The organism is Solemya velesiana gill symbiont (assembly GCF_002020805.1).
GTDB lineage: Bacteria > Pseudomonadota > Gammaproteobacteria > Chromatiales > Chromatiaceae > Sedimenticola_A.
Genome location: NZ_MPRJ01000067.1, coordinates 1 through 14,525, shown reverse-complemented (window position 1 = coordinate 14,525; position 14,525 = coordinate 1). Strand labels below are relative to the sequence as shown.

Here is a 14,525-nt window from a genome sequence, read left to right as displayed (position 1 = left end):
TACTCCTGCAAAGCCTTGATGCAGGTAGAGTTGTACGTGGGTCAAAATTCGATGCAAATTATGGGGGTAGGTGGGTCAGTTTTGGGCGCAATTCAACAGGACACTCCCCCCCACAGTGAAATTCTGCTGCGGATATTCGATGAAAAAGGCAATCCCACCAGCCCGGCCAGCTTCATCCAGGCAGCCGAGGAATTCAATCGCATGCGCAGCGTTGACCGTTGGGTGATCAATACCTTCTTCGAGTGGCTGAAAAACAACGAGACACTCGTTGAGGCAGATGACAATTTCTGTATCAATCTTTCAGTACAGTCAATGCAGGATGAGTCTTTCTGCAGTTTCCTGAAAGAAAAAATAACCCAGAGCGCTTTCCCGCCAGAACGCCTAGGGTTTGAAATCACTGAAACGGCTTTTGCCCGTGACATCAGCAAAATCAAGCACCTGCTGAATGAAATCAAGGCACTGGGCTGCAAGTTTCTGCTGGACGATTTTGGGTCAGGCTACTCCTCATACTCTTATCTGAAAAAATTGCCCGTGGATATCATCAAAATCGACGGCATTTCCGTAAAGGATATGCTTCAGGATAAATCCAGCCATGCCATGGTCAAATCCATTACCGATGTTGCCCATTTTATGGGCAAGCAGGTTATAGCCGAGTTCGTGGAGAATGAAGCGATCCTGATCGAGCTGAGGAATCTCGGAGTGGATTATGCCCAGGGTTATGGCATTGGCCAGCCCGCAAAAATCGAGAATGCCTGAGCATCATGTAACACACCGTAAAGCGCACAGTAATTACATACACGATGAAAAGAATCCTCACGTTACTTGTTCTCTCCATGATTCTTCCGTCTGCCCTTGCCGGTCAAAATCAAGGTATCACCGGGTATTCCATCAAAGTGCTTTCCGGGGACCGCTTTTTGTTCACGCCAGGGGACAAAGCGATCTACCGGATAAAGCTGCAAGGGGTCCAGGCCCCTCCGGTCTCTTCATATTTAGGACAAGCGGCCAAACGACACCTGGGCATGTTGGTGTCAGGCCATCTTATCGAGATCAGCAATCTTCACCAGGGTAATGACAACACGATTACAGGAAAGGTGACCTATGGCGGAAGTGATATCAGCTTGAGGATGCTTAAAGCCGGTCTTGCCGTGGAGACAACTGCCGAAATCCGGAGCCCTTCCGAGGTTCAGCAGTATAAAAATGCCCAAAAACAGGCGCGCGATAGACAGTTGGGGATATGGAAAGAGCGGATTCGGTGAGATCGCCCGTTCTGTAGGAGGTCGGCGTCGGCAAAAAATTACCGGTATGTTACATGCCTTAACCTGCAGATTTACCCTTTTTCCCCCTTTTCGACATGCCGCGAAGCTTCTCGAGATGCTCTGTCAGGATATTGATCAACTCCTGGTATGCCCGCAGTTGCGCATCCTCGTAATATGTCCTTGGCCGATCGCTTAAAAGTGCAAGGCGAGCGTCAAAATAAGCAATATCCGCTTCAAGCGCACTAACGCTTAAAGGTGGTGCCCAATTTTTTACTTCACTCTGGAGGCTTTTTTTCCGCCCCATCCACAAGCCTCTGTTCTGGCCAATCTGTAAATGAACTATAACCCAACCACCTACATTTGATAACCGTTTGGAAAAAATAAGTAATCTCCAAAATCCCCCATATCAAAACAAACGTTCCAAGAAAAAACACGCGGTTTATTTGGACAACCGCACTAATAATAAAAAACCTATTCCATTAAATATTTCTTGTGCTAGTATCCACACAATTGATACTCCATAACCCAAAAATAGGTCGATCATCCAAATGAGCGCATTACTGGAGCTCCTCAGAAAAACTTCAGCCCTCTCCGGCGGCAATGCAGCATTCATAGAAGACCTGTACGAACGCTATCTGCAGGACCCCGGCAGTATCGATGAAGCCTGGCGCAAGCGTTTTGACAGCCTGGTACTGGTAAAAGAGTCCGCCAATGAACCCGCTGATATCGCCCACGGGCCGGTCCGGTCGAACTTCGCCCGGCTGGCGAAAGAGAAGCGACCTGCCAGCAAATTCGCAACCGAGCGCATTTCACCAGCAGGAGCGGAAAAACAGGCTGCAGTTCTCAGGCTCATCAATGCCTGGCGTGTACGTAGCCACCAGCACGCCAATCTCGACCCTTTACTGCTGAGGGAACGCGAGGAGGTTCCAGATACCGATCCTGCCTATCACCGGCTGGCCGATTCGGACATGGATACGATTTTCAATACCGGCTCACTGTTCGCACCGGACCGCATGCCCTTGAGAGAGATCCTGAACCTGGTTGCCGAGGTGTACGGTGGCAATGTCGGCTCCGAGTACATGCACATCACCGACACTCGGCAAAAACGCTGGATTCAGAAACGCGTTGAAGGCTATCGCGCAAAACCCGAACTGGACACCAACGATCAGCGCTGGCTTCTGACCCTGCTGACAGCTGCTGAAGGCCTGGAGAAGTACCTGCACACCCGCTACGTAGGCCAGAAGCGTTTCTCACTTGAAGGGGGCGAGTCGCTGATACCACTACTGGATGAACTGGTTCAGCGCGCCGGTACCAACGGCATCAAGGAGATCGTTATCGGCATGGCTCATCGCGGCCGTCTCAACGTGCTGACCAATATCCTTGGAAAACCACCATCGGAACTTTTCATGGAATTTGAGGGCAAGAAAAGTCCCGACCAGTTCAGAAGCATGGGAGACGTGAAGTACCACATGGGTTTCTCTACCGACATTGAAACCCCAGGGGGATTTTCCCACGTGGTGCTCGGCTTCAATCCTTCCCACCTTGAGATTATCAACCCGGTGATCGAAGGTTCCGTAAGGGCCCGCCAGCAGCGCAGGGAAGACCGTACTGGTGACGAGGTACTGCCGGTGCAGATCCATGGTGACTCCGCTTTTGCCGGCCAGGGTGTGGTGATGGAGACACTGCAAATGTCCCAGGCCAGGGGCTACAGCACCGGTGGCACCGTGCACATCGTGGTCAACAACCAGATCGGGTTCACCACCTCCCACCCCATGGACACCCGATCCACACTCTACTGCACGGATGTGGGCAAAATGGTCCAGGCCCCCATTTTCCATGTCAACGGCGACGATCCGGAGGCGGTGCTCTTCGTCACACGGCTCGCCCTGGACTTCCGCCAAAAATTCCATAAGGACGTCATCATCGACCTGGTCTGCTATCGTCGTCACGGACACAACGAGGCGGATGAGCCGGCGGTTACCCAGCCCCATATGTACCAGAAAATCAGGCGGCTGCCGACAACCCGCAGCAACTACTCCGACAAGTTGATTGCTGCCGGCGCAATCACACCGGAAGAGAGCCTCTCGATGGTTGAGGACTACCGCTCCTCCCTGGAGCAGAACTCGGTTGTCGCCAGGCCGACCCTGCAGGACCTGGAGTACCCCTATCATGTCAACTGGGAGCCCTACCGGCATACCGGCTGGGAACACCCCGTAGAGACTACCATCAGCGATGAAAGGCTGTTCAAGCTCTCCGACAGTCTGCTGGTTCTGCCGGAAGAGTTCGAACTTCATCCCAGGGTCGCAAAGATCATGCAGGAGCGACACAAGATGGCCAGCGGCGACCAGCTTGTGGACTGGGGTTTCGGCGAAACCCTGGCCTACGCATCACTGGTCGATGAAGGCCACCCGATTCGCCTCTCCGGGCAGGACTGTGGCCGTGGCACTTTCTTTCATCGTCACGCCGTTCTGCATAACCAGCTCAATGGAGAAAGCTACATCCCCCTTCAGCACTTGAGCGAGGACCAGGCCAACTTCCTGGTGATCGATTCCCTGCTCTCGGAAGAGGCAGTGCTCGGCTTCGAGTACGGCTATGCCACGGCTGAACCCAATGCCCTGACCATCTGGGAAGCCCAGTTTGGTGATTTCGCCAACGGCGCACAGGTGGTGATCGATCAGTTCATCAGCGCGGGCGGTTCGAAGTGGGGGCTCTATTGCGGGCTCACCATGTTCCTTCCCCACGGCTACGAGGGGCAAGGCGCCGAGCACTCATCCGCTCGCCTGGAACGCTACCTGCAGCTCTGTGCCGAACAGAACATACAGGTCTGCGTACCCACCACACCAGCCCAGGTGTTCCACATGTTACGCCGACAGATGCTGCGCCCCATGAGAAAACCGCTGGTGGTAATGACCCCCAAGAGCCTGCTGCGCCACCGCCTGGCCACCTCGCCGCTGGAGGATTTCACCTCCGGTAGTTTCCAGCCGGTGATGAAAGAGGTCGATGATCTCGATCCGGCAGAGGTCGAGAGAATCATCGTCTGCTCCGGCAAGGTCTACTACGAGTTACTGGAAGCCAGGCGCACCAGGGGCATGCGTGATGTTGCCATCATCCGGTTGGAACAGCTCTACCCGTTCCCCAGGGGGCAGTTCGACCAGGTGATCAACCAATACCCCAATGTTAAGACGCTGATCTGGTGCCAGGAGGAACCCCAGAACCAGGGTGCCTGGGACCAGATCAAGCACCGTTTTCACACCCAGCTCGATCTCGGCAAGAAGCTTTACTACGTCGGCAGACAGGCATCCGCCGCGCCTGCCGTCGGTTACTACCCCTTGCATGTCGAGCAGCAGGAAACCCTGATCGATGAGGCCCTTACCGGGCGTATCAACCCGTCCATGAACCGGAGGACTCCAGAAGAATGAGTACCAACATCAACGTCCCTGCCCTGCCGGAATCCGTTGCAGACGCCACTATCCTGGCCTGGCATAAAAAACCGGGGGATGCAGTAAAGCGCGACGAGAACCTGGTGGACCTTGAAACTGACAAGGTTGTACTTGAAGTACCCGCTCCATGCGATGGTGTTATGGGCCAGATCAGTGCCGGTGAGGGTGATACGGTCCAGGCAGGCGATCTTCTGGGCGTGATCGAGGCCGGGGCTGCCGGACCCAAAACTGCACCCCAGGAAAAGCCGAAAGCCGAACCCGCTCCTGCAGCATCGGGTGAACCGGTTCTGACACCGGCAGTACGCCGCCTGGTCAAGGAACTGAACGTCGATGCCAGCCAGGTCACAGGCACCGGCAAGGACGGACGTATCCTCAAGTCGGATGTCATGGCCTACCTGGACGCCAAGGAGGCTGAAAGCGCAACCGTTCACGAAGAAGCTGCAGCGCCGCCCTCAGAGCCGGATATCACCCAGTCGGGAATCGAAGGTGAACGACCTGAACAGCGCGTACCCATGACCCGACTGCGCGCACGTATCGCCGAGCGCCTTCTCGAGGCGCAGTCCAATGCAGCCATCCTGACAACCTTCAACGAGGTCAACCTCCAGGCAGTGAACAACCTGCGTGAAAAATACAAGGTCACGTTCGAAAAAAACCACGAGGTACGCCTCGGCTTCATGTCCTTCTTCGTCAAGGCCGCAGTTGAAGCGCTGAAACAGTTCCCGGTGGTCAACGCTTCCGTAGACGGCCAGGATATTATCTATCACGGCTACTACGACATCGGCATTGCCGTTGGCGGTTCCAGGGGCCTGGTTGTCCCTATTCTCCGCGATGCCGATCAGCTCAGTTTTGCAGATACCGAGAAGGCGATACGCGAGTACGGAAAGAAAGCACAGGACGGCACCCTCAGTTACGAGGAGCTGTCCGGTGGAACCTTCACCATTTCCAACGGCGGGGTGTACGGTTCGATGCTATCGACCCCGATCCTCAACTCGCCACAGAGCGCAATCCTGGGCATGCACAACATCCAGCAGCGCCCCGTGGTTGAGAATGGAGAGATCGTGATACGTCCCATGATGTACCTGGCGCTCTCCTATGACCATCGGATCATTGATGGCAAGGAGGCAGTCCAATTCCTGATTACCATAAAAAATATTCTGGAAGATCCCGCAAGACTGCTGTTGCAAATCTAAACAGAAACTTTATTTCCATGTCCCCTCTTGGCCCGGAGACCGCAAAGGCTCCGGGCGATTTTTTGCCCACTGATTCACCAGACCTTTCCAGTCGAATGAACATGTACCGGTTGATCATCAGATAACAACCGAGACATTCAGACCTACAGACCACGCAATGAACATATTCATCTCAATTGAGAAAGGATAGATATCAACGTTGCGGGGTATACACGGAGAGTTATTCCCACGCGCAGAGAAAAATTGCTGAAAACCTGATCTGAAGCGAATGCACTGAGAGCCTGTAGCCAATAAGCAATAAACCCTGATATTGCAGTTTTGTCACTGCTTCACTACATTCCAAGAAGTGGATCTCAAAAGCGTAGAACAGCATGCCGCGAAAAATCCTCCTACCCACGATCTTCATCGTCCTGGCTTACGGCTTCCGGGCAAGCCCTGACTTCAAGGAGATTGCCGCAGGCGTTGCAATATTTCTCTTTGGCATGCTCTCCCTCGAGCAGGGATTCAAAGCCTTTACCGGCGGTGTACTTGAGAAACTGCTGCGTAAGACCACATCCAGTCTCTGGAAAAGCCTTGGCTTTGGTATTGTTTCCACCACCATCATGCAATCCAGCTCCCTGGTATCGGTTATCACCATCTCGTTCCTGAGCGCTGGACTGATCACCCTGACGGCGGGGATCGGAATCATCTTTGGTGCCAACATCGGCACCACGACCGGTGCCTGGCTGGTAGCGGGCTTCGGCCTTAAGGTAAAAATATCTGCCTACGCCATGCCAATGCTGGTATTTGGCATCATCCTGATATTCCAGAAATCAAAGGCACTCAGCGGCATCGGCTACATACTTGCCGGACTTGGCTTCCTGTTTTTGGGCATCCATCACATGAAGGTGGGGTTCGAAGCGTTCAAGGCGAGCATCGATCTGAGCCAGTTCGCCGTGACCGGTTACAGCGGGCTCTTCATCTTTACCGGCATCGGTATCTTTGCCACGGTGGTGATGCAGTCGAGCCACGCCACCCTGGTGTTGATCATCACTGCCCTTGCCGCCCAGCAGATCAGCTACGAAAACGCCCTTGCCCTGGCCATCGGTGCAAATATCGGCACCACCATTACCGCCATCCTTGGAGCTATGAGCGCCAATGCCCAGGGAAAGCGACTGGCAGGTGCCCACTTGATCTTCAATATGACCACAGGCCTCATCGCCATCATCTTCATCTACCAATTGGTCGAAGTGGTAAACAACCTCAGTGTCTACCTGGGCATCCGTGATGATGACTACACCCTTAAGCTGGCGGTATTCCACACGGTGTTCAACCTGATCGGCATCCTGGTGATGATCCCTTTCATCAATCCACTGGTGAAACTCCTGAAACGTGTATTGAAAGAGAAAAAATCGGTTGTCGACAAACCGAAGTACCTCACTGAATCAGCCATCGACTTCCCGGACACCGCGGCAGAGGCCGTGCTGAACGAAACCAAGCATGTCTACGAAAACGCCCTGAGCATCATCGTCCATGGGCTGGGATTCAAGCGCAGCAATGTATTTTCGGATGAGAATATCGAGGAAATCGCAACAAGCCAGAAAAAGATAACGCGTCTCGACATCGATTCGGCCTATGAACGCAGCATCAAGGGTATCTACAGCGCAATCATTCAATTCATCAGCCGTGCCAGCTTCTCCTGGGAGATGGAGCAGTCAGGAGAACTGCACCACCTGAGACAGGCGAACCAGTATATTGTCGAGGCAGTCAAGGACGTCAAACACCTGCAGAAAAACCTGATGCAGTATCTGTTGTCCAACTCAGACGCAATGCATGAAGCCTATAACAAGCTTAGAGTTCAACTTGCGGGCATCCTGAGAGAACTGGAGGAAATCAGGACGTCTGATCCACCTGATACCGACATTCTCTCACTTGACGCACTGCAACTTGTAGTCGAGGATTCCCAGAACGAGTTGAATCTCTGGCTGACCGAGTTGATTCTGTCAGGACGGATTACACCGGAGATGGGCACCTCTTTAATGAACGACAGTGCATACGCACGCGATGTTTCGAATAACCTGATCAGTGCTGCCCGAACACTGTTTGTCGCCACAAACCGCGAACTAACCCAAGCTGAGCGCAGCGTCAGTCTGGACGAGAAAGAGATCGAACAGGCTGCAGCAGAATAAGTTACTGAAAGGAAGTGCTTCATGAAGAAAAAGAAACTGCTCCAGAAGCTCTCAGACTACTTCGATATGGGCAAACGCAAACAGTGCGAACAGAAAAGCTGCCTGAAGAAAATCATACGTGAGCTACGTGAGAAGGAACACAAGCTGTCCACAAAGCTGCAGAATGAAGAGAGCGAGATCAAGCGCAAGCGTCTGAAGAAAGAGAGCCAGATCATTCATGCCCAGCGCTTGAAAGGACTGAAACGTCTCAAAGCCCTGCGCTGCGACGAATAACCGGGTTATAATGCAGCGCAGCATTTCGTTATACAGGTCAGGCTAAAACTGACCTACACGCCGGACCCATTGTCCAAAAAGTTACAGCTTCAGAACAGAGAACGAACCACCAACCATGGCCACTATAAAGCAAGAAGACTTCATCCAGAGTATTGCCGACGCCCTGCAGTTCATCTCCTACTACCACCCGGCGGACTATATCAAGGCCCTGACCGAAGCCTGGGAGAATGAGGAATCTCCGGCCGCTAAGGACGCCATGGCCCAGATCCTGGTCAACTCCCGCATGTGCGCCGAGGGTCACCGCCCGATATGCCAGGATACCGGCATGGTGGTCGCCTTTGTCGAGGTGGGTATGAATGTACAGTGGGATGCGGAATTGAGCCTGGAGGAAATGGTCAACGAAGGCGTACGACGGGGCTACAACCACCCGGACAATGTACTGCGCGCATCCATGGTGGCCGATCCCGCGGGAGCGAGGACCAACACCCGCGACAATACGCCGGCGATCATCCACACCCGTATCGTTCCGGGAGACGAGGTGGAGGTGAAACTGGCCGCCAAAGGTGGCGGATCGGAGAACAAGTCGAAGTTCACGGTGCTCAACCCGTCCGCAAGCCTGGTGGACTGGGTGGTGGAGACGGTTCCCCAGATGGGCGCAGGTTGGTGTCCTCCCGGTATGTTGGGTATCGGCATCGGCGGCTCTGCTGAGAAGGCGATGCTGCTGGCCAAGGAGTCCCTGATGGAGCCCATCGATATCCATGAACTCAAGGCCCGCGGCCCGGCCAATCGTGCAGAGGAGCTGCGCCTGGAGCTCTTCGAGAAGGTCAACGCCCTGGGTATCGGCGCCCAGGGACTCGGCGGACTGACCACCGTACTGGATGTAAAGATCAGCGATTACCCCACACACGCCGCCTCGCTACCCGTAGCCATGATCCCCAATTGCGCAGCCACCCGCCACGTGGAGTTCACCCTCGACGGCTCCGGTCCTGCAACGCTTGAACCGCCGAAACTGGAGGACTGGCCGGAGATCGCCCTCGAAGGCGCTGGAGAGGCCCGCAGGGTCAACCTGGACAGTATCAGCAAGGAGGAGATCGCCAGTTGGAAGGCCGGTGATCGCATCCTCCTGTCGGGCAAACTCCTGACCGGCCGCGACGCAGCCCACAAGCGTATCCAGGACCTACTGAGCCGTGGTGAGCCCCTGCCAGAGGGCGTGGATTTCAATAACCGATTCATCTACTACGTCGGCCCGGTGGACCCGGTAGGCGACGAGGTGGTGGGCCCCGCCGGTCCGACTACCTCCACCCGCATGGACAAGTTTACCGAGATGATGCTGGGAGAGACCGGCCTCATCGGCATGGTGGGCAAGGCAGAGCGGGGCCCAACCGCTGTCGAATCGATCAAGCAGCATGGTGCGGTCTACCTGATGGCGGTGGGAGGTGCCGCCTACCTAGTGGCCAAGGCGATCAAGGGTTCGCGGCTTATCGCATTCGAAGAACTTGGTATGGAAGCAATACGCGAGTTCGAAGTGGAGGATATGCCTGTCACGGTGGCAGTGGACAGCAACGGCACCTCCGTCCATCAAACAGGACCCGCCGAGTGGCGCGTAAAGATCGGAAAAATATAGGGCTGCGCTCTACAAACACAGGCGCTCGATATCCTTCCCCTCTCCCGAACACAGGGAGAGAAGAAGGAGGGAAACTCTAAAACTTATCTCTTCAGCTCATCATCCCGATAGTGGACATCCACCCAGCACCTGGGCAGTGCTTCCCCGGAGAGGAACTCGAGTCCGGCCTTGTCGAACTTCTCTGGATCCTGAAGATCCTCACCGACATTGAAACGGCCCACAAGCTGGGGGTGATTGGGATTGAACAGGTCGTTAAGGCTCAGCACCTCGACCATTTTCCCACTCGCAACATGCTTGAGGAACATGACAACCTCCTTTTGGCATCCTGACCCGCCATTCCATTATTACCAGTTATTGAAACGACAGGCGGGTTCGAATTTTAAACCTGCTAAAGGAAGTATGGCCCTGGAACGGCGCTTTGCAAGGCTCCCGTTGTCAGCCCCGGGAGGCCCACTTTTCCGGCGTATAGGTCTTGATGGAGAAAGCGTGAAGTTCATTGCTCTCGAGCTGGGTCTTCACGGTATCCTTCACCATGCGGTGCTGCTTGAGCAGGGGCATGCCCTTGAACGCTTCCGAGATGACCTCAACCGAAAAGTCGCAGCCTTCTCCCTGCACGTGCACTTCGCATCCGGGTATTCCGGCCTCGATCAAGGTCTTAACTGCATCGTGTTCCATTATTCACCTCAAAAAAATTTGCACTCGATTCTACTGCATTCGGGATCTCAAAATACCTTCCAGCATCAGAGGTTAGCCGAGCTGTGACACCACCCTTTTAGGAAACGTCAAATAACCGTCCTAAAGCCTTTTTCAGGCTGGCCGCTAGTCCGTTTTACCCTGTAGGAGCCGTTTCCTGACGGCGATAACTTCACATCTTGGATTTATCGCCCGGAGGACCGGGCTCCTACCTGCATCTAGAGTTTTACCTGGCAGTAAGCACACGCATTCCCGGTCACAAGGAGGATATCATGGACAGACAGGCCAAGCGTCGCACCGAACACTGGCTGGTAATCCTGATAGCGACAGCCCTATTTCTGATCCACGCTGTCGGCTACCGGGGATATTAGGACTAGAGTTCCCGGGTGGCCAGGAACTCCACCTCTGGCCAGCGCTCCATGGTGAGATCAAGATTCACCCTAGTTGGCGCTAGGTAGACCAGCTGATCATCACCGTCGATGGCCAGGTTTTCGTGGGCCTTAACCTTGAGCTTCTCCAGCATCTTCGGATCGTCGCACTTAACCCAACGTGCGGTTGCCACGCTCACCGCCTCCACGATCGCTTCGACGTTGTACTCGTTTTTCAGGCGCTCTGCCGCCACGTCGAACTGCAGAACACCCACGGCACCGAGGATCATGTCGTTGTTCTTCAGGGGCCTGAAGACCTGGGTTGCCCCCTCCTCGCACAACTGCAGAACACCCTTCTGCAGCGCCTTCAGGCGCAGGGGGTCCTTCAGCACCACCCGGCGGAACAGCTCGGGCGCGAAATAGGGTATGCCCTCGTATTTGAGCTCTTCACCCTCGGTGAAGGTATCGCCGATCTGCATGGTGCCGTGGTTGTGCAGACCGATGATGTCACCGGGCCAGGCCTCTTCCACGTGCCGACGCTCGTCCGCCTGGAAGGTGATGGCATTGCTCACCTGGACAGTTTTGCCGATGCGCACGTGGCGCATCTTCATACCCTTCTTGTAGGTGCCTGAACAGACCCGAAGAAACGCGATGCGATCGCGGTGAGCCGGGTCCATGTTTGCCTGGATCTTGAACACGAAACCGGAGAACTTGCCCTCGGAGGGCTCTACTGCACGCTGCTGTGTTTCCCGGACCAGGGGGGCCGGGGCGTATTCCACGAAGGCATCGAGCAGCTCTTTGACGCCGAAGTTGTTGATTGCCGAACCGAAAAAAACCGGGGTCAGTTCGCCGCGGCGGTAGGCGTCCAGGTCCAGCTCATGGCTGGCGCCCTGGACCAGTTCGATCTCCTCGCGCAGCTCCTCTGCCTGGTCACCGATCACCTCGTCCAGACGGGGGTTGTCCAGTCCCTTGATCACCTCGCCCTCCTGGATCTTGCCGCCGTGGGTGGCGGAAAAGAGGTGGGTCTTGTCGGTACGCAGGTCGTAGACCCCCTTGAAGCGCTTGCCCATGCCAATGGGCCAGGTGACGGGGGAACACTTGATCTTGAGCACCTCTTCCACCTCGTCGAGGAGCTCCATCGCATCACGACCTTCCCGGTCGAGCTTGTTGATAAACGTGAGAATGGGCGTGGTGCGCAGGCGGCACACCTCCATCAGCTTGATCGTGCGGGCCTCCACACCCTTGGCCACGTCGATCACCATCAGGGCGGAGTCCACCGCGGTGAGGGTGCGGTAGGTATCTTCCGAGAAGTCCTCGTGTCCGGGGGTATCCAGCAGGTTAACCACCGCATTGCCGTGGGGAAACTGCATTACCGACGAGGTGACAGAGATACCGCGCTGCTTCTCCATCTCCATCCAGTCCGATGTGGCATGGCGTGCCGCCTTGCGGCCCTTGACGGTACCCGCCATCTGGATAGCGCCACCGAACAACAGCAGCTTCTCCGTGAGGGTGGTTTTACCCGCATCCGGGTGGGAGATGATAGCAAAGGTCCTTCGCTTATTGATTTCATTGAGAAATTCTTGGTTTGCCATGTATAAATTCTTTTAGTTTGTACACGGATTTGCACACACTTTTGGAAGTACTCTCTTTTCAGTTCTCCGCTTGTCAAATCCGTCGTGTTAATCGTAATTGGCCGCTATTTTCGCTGATCTTGACTTTATAAACAATCAATGGTTATCTGATTGGTTACCATTTACTCTCAGCGTGCGCCAATGCTCAGTTGTAGCTGTTTGCAATCGTTGCTTCTTCAGCTCATGAACAACTGTGGCTAAACCACAAATTCCTTCGCTACCAGAAATCGATGATAGCTTGTCGTACTACACCGATGATGGTGCAGTTGCCGTTGATCGGTATTGCAGGGTATTGCGGGTTCAAAGGTTTTAGGTACTTCTGTTCACCGTCAATGACCAACTGCTTAAAGGTTGCTTCTTTCGAATCATCCAAACGCGCAACAACCAATGAACCTGAAGAGTAAGGTAACTCAGGATCAACAACGATCACTGCCCCCTCAGGTATGGATTTTTTTCCGCTTGGATTTTCCATACTGTCGCCTTTTACGCGAAGTGCGAAACAACCCTCATGTGCTTTCCCTGTGACGTCACGCCACTCCTCAGCATCTTCATGGGCAAATCCCTCCGCTATTTCAGTCCAATCACCGGCCTGAACCCAGTTAATGAGAGGAATTCTTCCCTTAATATCAGGCCCGACTTCTACATTACCGACCCCCAAGCCAATCTCGCCATCACCTGTGGCGAGCCAATGAGCATTCACGCGAAGCGCCTCCGCGATCTGCATGGTGTAACGAGACCTAGCCGATTTACCAGAGCAAATCTGGCTGATCGACTGCTGTTTGATACCAATGCGACGAGCCAACTCAGACTGAGTCACCCCAGTAAGCTGCAAGGCATGGTTTAGTCGTTCGGATAAAGTTTTCATAAGCCCGTATATTACAAATAAAACTGTAGCCTTCCAACAATTTTAACTGTTGACTCATCTACTGTTTTTACTGTATCTTTCAATCTCGTAACAGTTATTATTGTAACAGGAGACAGTATGGAAGTGTTCAACACGACACAAAAACATCTCCGCCGTGCCATTGACTTGGTCGGCGGGCAATCAGCATTAGCACGAGCCATCAACTCAAAACAGCAAAACGTCTGGTTTTGGTTGAATGAATCAGGGCGTGTTCCCGCTGAATTCGTTTTGAGTTTCTCCATCAGCTCCAATTTCTTCAGGCGCTCACGAAACAGCCAAATGGTCTTGGCATCCGGCACCCTCTCTTGCGGGGTGATGTTGAGAAAGCGACAGAAGCTGTAGCGGTCTCGTATCTGGAATTCTGTCTGATCGTCAGAGAGATTGTAGAAATGCTGAAGTACCAGCACCTTGAACATCAGCACCGCATCGAAAGGCGGACGTCCGCCTTTGCTGGGATCGCCTTTCCTGTAGACCGAGCTGAGCAGTTTGCGAAATGCTTCCCACTGCACTGTTTTGTCCAGTTTAGGTAACGGATCGCCAAGGCGTTCAAGCAATTCAAGACGGTCTTCGTGGTCAAAAAAGTTCGGTTGCATAGTCTGTGAACTGTGGTTGAGAAGTTGTATGTGTTACTATGACAGATTAAGGTGGGTTTTTAGAGATTCCCTGCATTCATAGTTACATGAGTCCCAACGATTATGAACGACAACTGACGAAGACGAAGAAAGCGGCTTAACCGGGTTGTAACAAAACCCTTGACGTTAATTACTTATGAGACAGCAGTGACGATGAATGTTTTGCGTAAATTATCTTTTGGCCTCTTATGGCTTGCGGTGGCCTGTTTTGTATTGAGCAGTAATTTGCAAGCGTCTCCAGCACAAGTTCCAAAGCTTTTGCACTCGGTATGGCTAGGCGAACCGATTCCTGCGGTGCAACTGGCACATTTAAAAGTGTGGCTTGAAGCCAACCCTGATTTGAAGA

At 53.9% G+C, this 14,525-nt stretch carries 13 protein-coding genes and 2 pseudogenes; 9 read left to right on the top strand and 6 right to left on the bottom strand.

Annotated elements, in window-relative coordinates; genetic code table 11:
• Positions 1-81 precede the first annotated feature (81 nt).
• Entirely contained in the window at positions 82-756 is a 675-nt protein-coding gene (locus tag BOW53_RS09900) for an EAL domain-containing protein (RefSeq protein ID WP_172838854.1), read from the top strand.
• A 44-nt stretch (positions 757-800) separates the two neighbouring features.
• Positions 801-1,256 (top strand): thermonuclease family protein, encoded by a 456-nt coding sequence (locus BOW53_RS09895; RefSeq protein WP_078487827.1) that lies wholly within the window; start codon positions 801-803, stop codon positions 1,254-1,256.
• Positions 1,257-1,314: 58 nt separating this feature from the next.
• On the opposite strand, the gene BOW53_RS09890 is transcribed toward BOW53_RS09895, so the two are convergent.
• Positions 1,315-1,560 carry a hypothetical protein gene (locus BOW53_RS09890; protein WP_078487826.1) on the bottom strand — a complete coding sequence of 82 codons (246 nt, stop codon included), beginning with the start codon at positions 1,558-1,560 and terminating at the stop codon, positions 1,315-1,317.
• A gap of 244 nt (positions 1,561-1,804) precedes the next feature.
• On the opposite strand from BOW53_RS09890, the gene BOW53_RS09885 reads away from it, so the two are divergent.
• The 5 genes from BOW53_RS09885 to BOW53_RS09865 all read left to right on the top strand — a co-directional run bounded on the left by BOW53_RS09885 (position 1,805) and on the right by BOW53_RS09865 (position 9,951).
• Positions 1,805-4,675 (top strand): 2-oxoglutarate dehydrogenase E1 component, encoded by a 2,871-nt coding sequence (locus BOW53_RS09885; protein WP_078487825.1) that lies wholly within the window; start codon positions 1,805-1,807, stop codon positions 4,673-4,675.
• A complete protein-coding gene (odhB, locus tag BOW53_RS09880; protein WP_078487824.1) occupies positions 4,672-5,886 on the top strand; it encodes a 2-oxoglutarate dehydrogenase complex dihydrolipoyllysine-residue succinyltransferase in 1,215 nt (404 codons plus the stop codon). Before BOW53_RS09885 ends, odhB begins: the two co-directional genes overlap by 4 nt.
• A 371-nt stretch (positions 5,887-6,257) precedes the next feature.
• Positions 6,258-8,054 carry a Na/Pi cotransporter family protein gene (locus tag BOW53_RS09875; RefSeq protein WP_078487823.1) on the top strand — a complete coding sequence of 599 codons (1,797 nt, stop codon included), beginning with the start codon at positions 6,258-6,260 and terminating at the stop codon, positions 8,052-8,054.
• A gap of 21 nt (positions 8,055-8,075) precedes the next feature.
• A complete protein-coding gene (locus tag BOW53_RS09870) occupies positions 8,076-8,327 on the top strand; it encodes a hypothetical protein (RefSeq protein ID WP_078487822.1) in 252 nt (83 codons plus the stop codon).
• Between the two features lie 115 nt (positions 8,328-8,442).
• Positions 8,443-9,951: a fumarate hydratase gene (locus BOW53_RS09865; RefSeq protein WP_078487821.1), complete on the top strand. Its 1,509-nt coding sequence runs from the start codon at positions 8,443-8,445 to the stop codon at positions 9,949-9,951.
• Positions 9,952-10,034: 83 nt separating this feature from the next.
• Here the strand turns inward: BOW53_RS09865 and BOW53_RS09860 are convergent, their stop codons facing one another.
• From BOW53_RS09860 to BOW53_RS09840, 4 genes are all read right to left on the bottom strand, one after another.
• Positions 10,035-10,256, bottom strand: a complete 222-nt coding sequence (locus BOW53_RS09860; protein WP_078487820.1) for an acetyltransferase — start codon at positions 10,254-10,256, stop codon at positions 10,035-10,037.
• Between the two features lie 130 nt (positions 10,257-10,386).
• On the bottom strand, positions 10,387-10,626 hold the full coding sequence (locus BOW53_RS09855; protein WP_078487819.1) for a BolA family protein: 240 nt from the start codon (positions 10,624-10,626) through the stop codon (positions 10,387-10,389).
• Between the two features lie 391 nt (positions 10,627-11,017).
• Positions 11,018-12,604 carry a peptide chain release factor 3 gene (locus tag BOW53_RS09845; RefSeq protein WP_078487817.1) on the bottom strand — a complete coding sequence of 529 codons (1,587 nt, stop codon included), beginning with the start codon at positions 12,602-12,604 and terminating at the stop codon, positions 11,018-11,020.
• A gap of 256 nt (positions 12,605-12,860) precedes the next feature.
• Complete coding sequence (locus tag BOW53_RS09840) at positions 12,861-13,508, bottom strand: LexA family protein (RefSeq protein WP_007105457.1); 648 nt, start codon at positions 13,506-13,508, stop codon at positions 12,861-12,863.
• Positions 13,509-13,625: 117 nt separating this feature from the next.
• On the opposite strand from BOW53_RS09840, the pseudogene BOW53_RS13955 reads away from it, so the two are divergent.
• Positions 13,626-13,778, top strand: a pseudogene (locus BOW53_RS13955) (YdaS family helix-turn-helix protein); the annotation flags it as partial.
• Positions 13,779-13,819: 41 nt separating this feature from the next.
• Here the strand turns inward: BOW53_RS13955 and BOW53_RS14025 are convergent.
• A pseudogene (locus BOW53_RS14025) lies at positions 13,820-14,140 on the bottom strand (transposase); the annotation flags it as partial.
• Between the two features lie 192 nt (positions 14,141-14,332).
• On the opposite strand from BOW53_RS14025, the gene BOW53_RS12940 reads away from it, so the two are divergent.
• Positions 14,333-14,525, top strand: a 193-nt coding sequence (locus BOW53_RS12940; RefSeq protein ID WP_216641100.1) for a hypothetical protein, incomplete at its 3' end; no start/stop codon positions are given.

Bases quoted from the DNA above. Each gene is read 5' to 3' on its own strand.
- BOW53_RS09895 (WP_078487827.1), top strand. From the start codon at position 801: ATGAAAAGAATCCTCACGTTACTTGTTCTCTCCATGATTCTTCCGTCT.
- BOW53_RS09890 (WP_078487826.1), bottom strand. From the start codon at position 1,560: ATGGGGCGGAAAAAAAGCCTCCAGAGTGAAGTAAAAAATTGGGCACCA.
- BOW53_RS09885 (WP_078487825.1), top strand. From the start codon at position 1,805: ATGAGCGCATTACTGGAGCTCCTCAGAAAAACTTCAGCCCTCTCCGGC.
- odhB (WP_078487824.1), top strand. From the start codon at position 4,672: ATGAGTACCAACATCAACGTCCCTGCCCTGCCGGAATCCGTTGCAGAC.
- BOW53_RS09875 (WP_078487823.1), top strand. From the start codon at position 6,258: ATGCCGCGAAAAATCCTCCTACCCACGATCTTCATCGTCCTGGCTTAC.
- BOW53_RS09870 (WP_078487822.1), top strand. From the start codon at position 8,076: ATGAAGAAAAAGAAACTGCTCCAGAAGCTCTCAGACTACTTCGATATG.
- BOW53_RS09865 (WP_078487821.1), top strand. From the start codon at position 8,443: ATGGCCACTATAAAGCAAGAAGACTTCATCCAGAGTATTGCCGACGCC.
- BOW53_RS09860 (WP_078487820.1), bottom strand. From the start codon at position 10,256: ATGTTCCTCAAGCATGTTGCGAGTGGGAAAATGGTCGAGGTGCTGAGC.
- BOW53_RS09855 (WP_078487819.1), bottom strand. From the start codon at position 10,626: ATGGAACACGATGCAGTTAAGACCTTGATCGAGGCCGGAATACCCGGA.
- BOW53_RS09845 (WP_078487817.1), bottom strand. From the start codon at position 12,604: ATGGCAAACCAAGAATTTCTCAATGAAATCAATAAGCGAAGGACCTTT.
- BOW53_RS09840 (WP_007105457.1), bottom strand. From the start codon at position 13,508: ATGAAAACTTTATCCGAACGACTAAACCATGCCTTGCAGCTTACTGGG.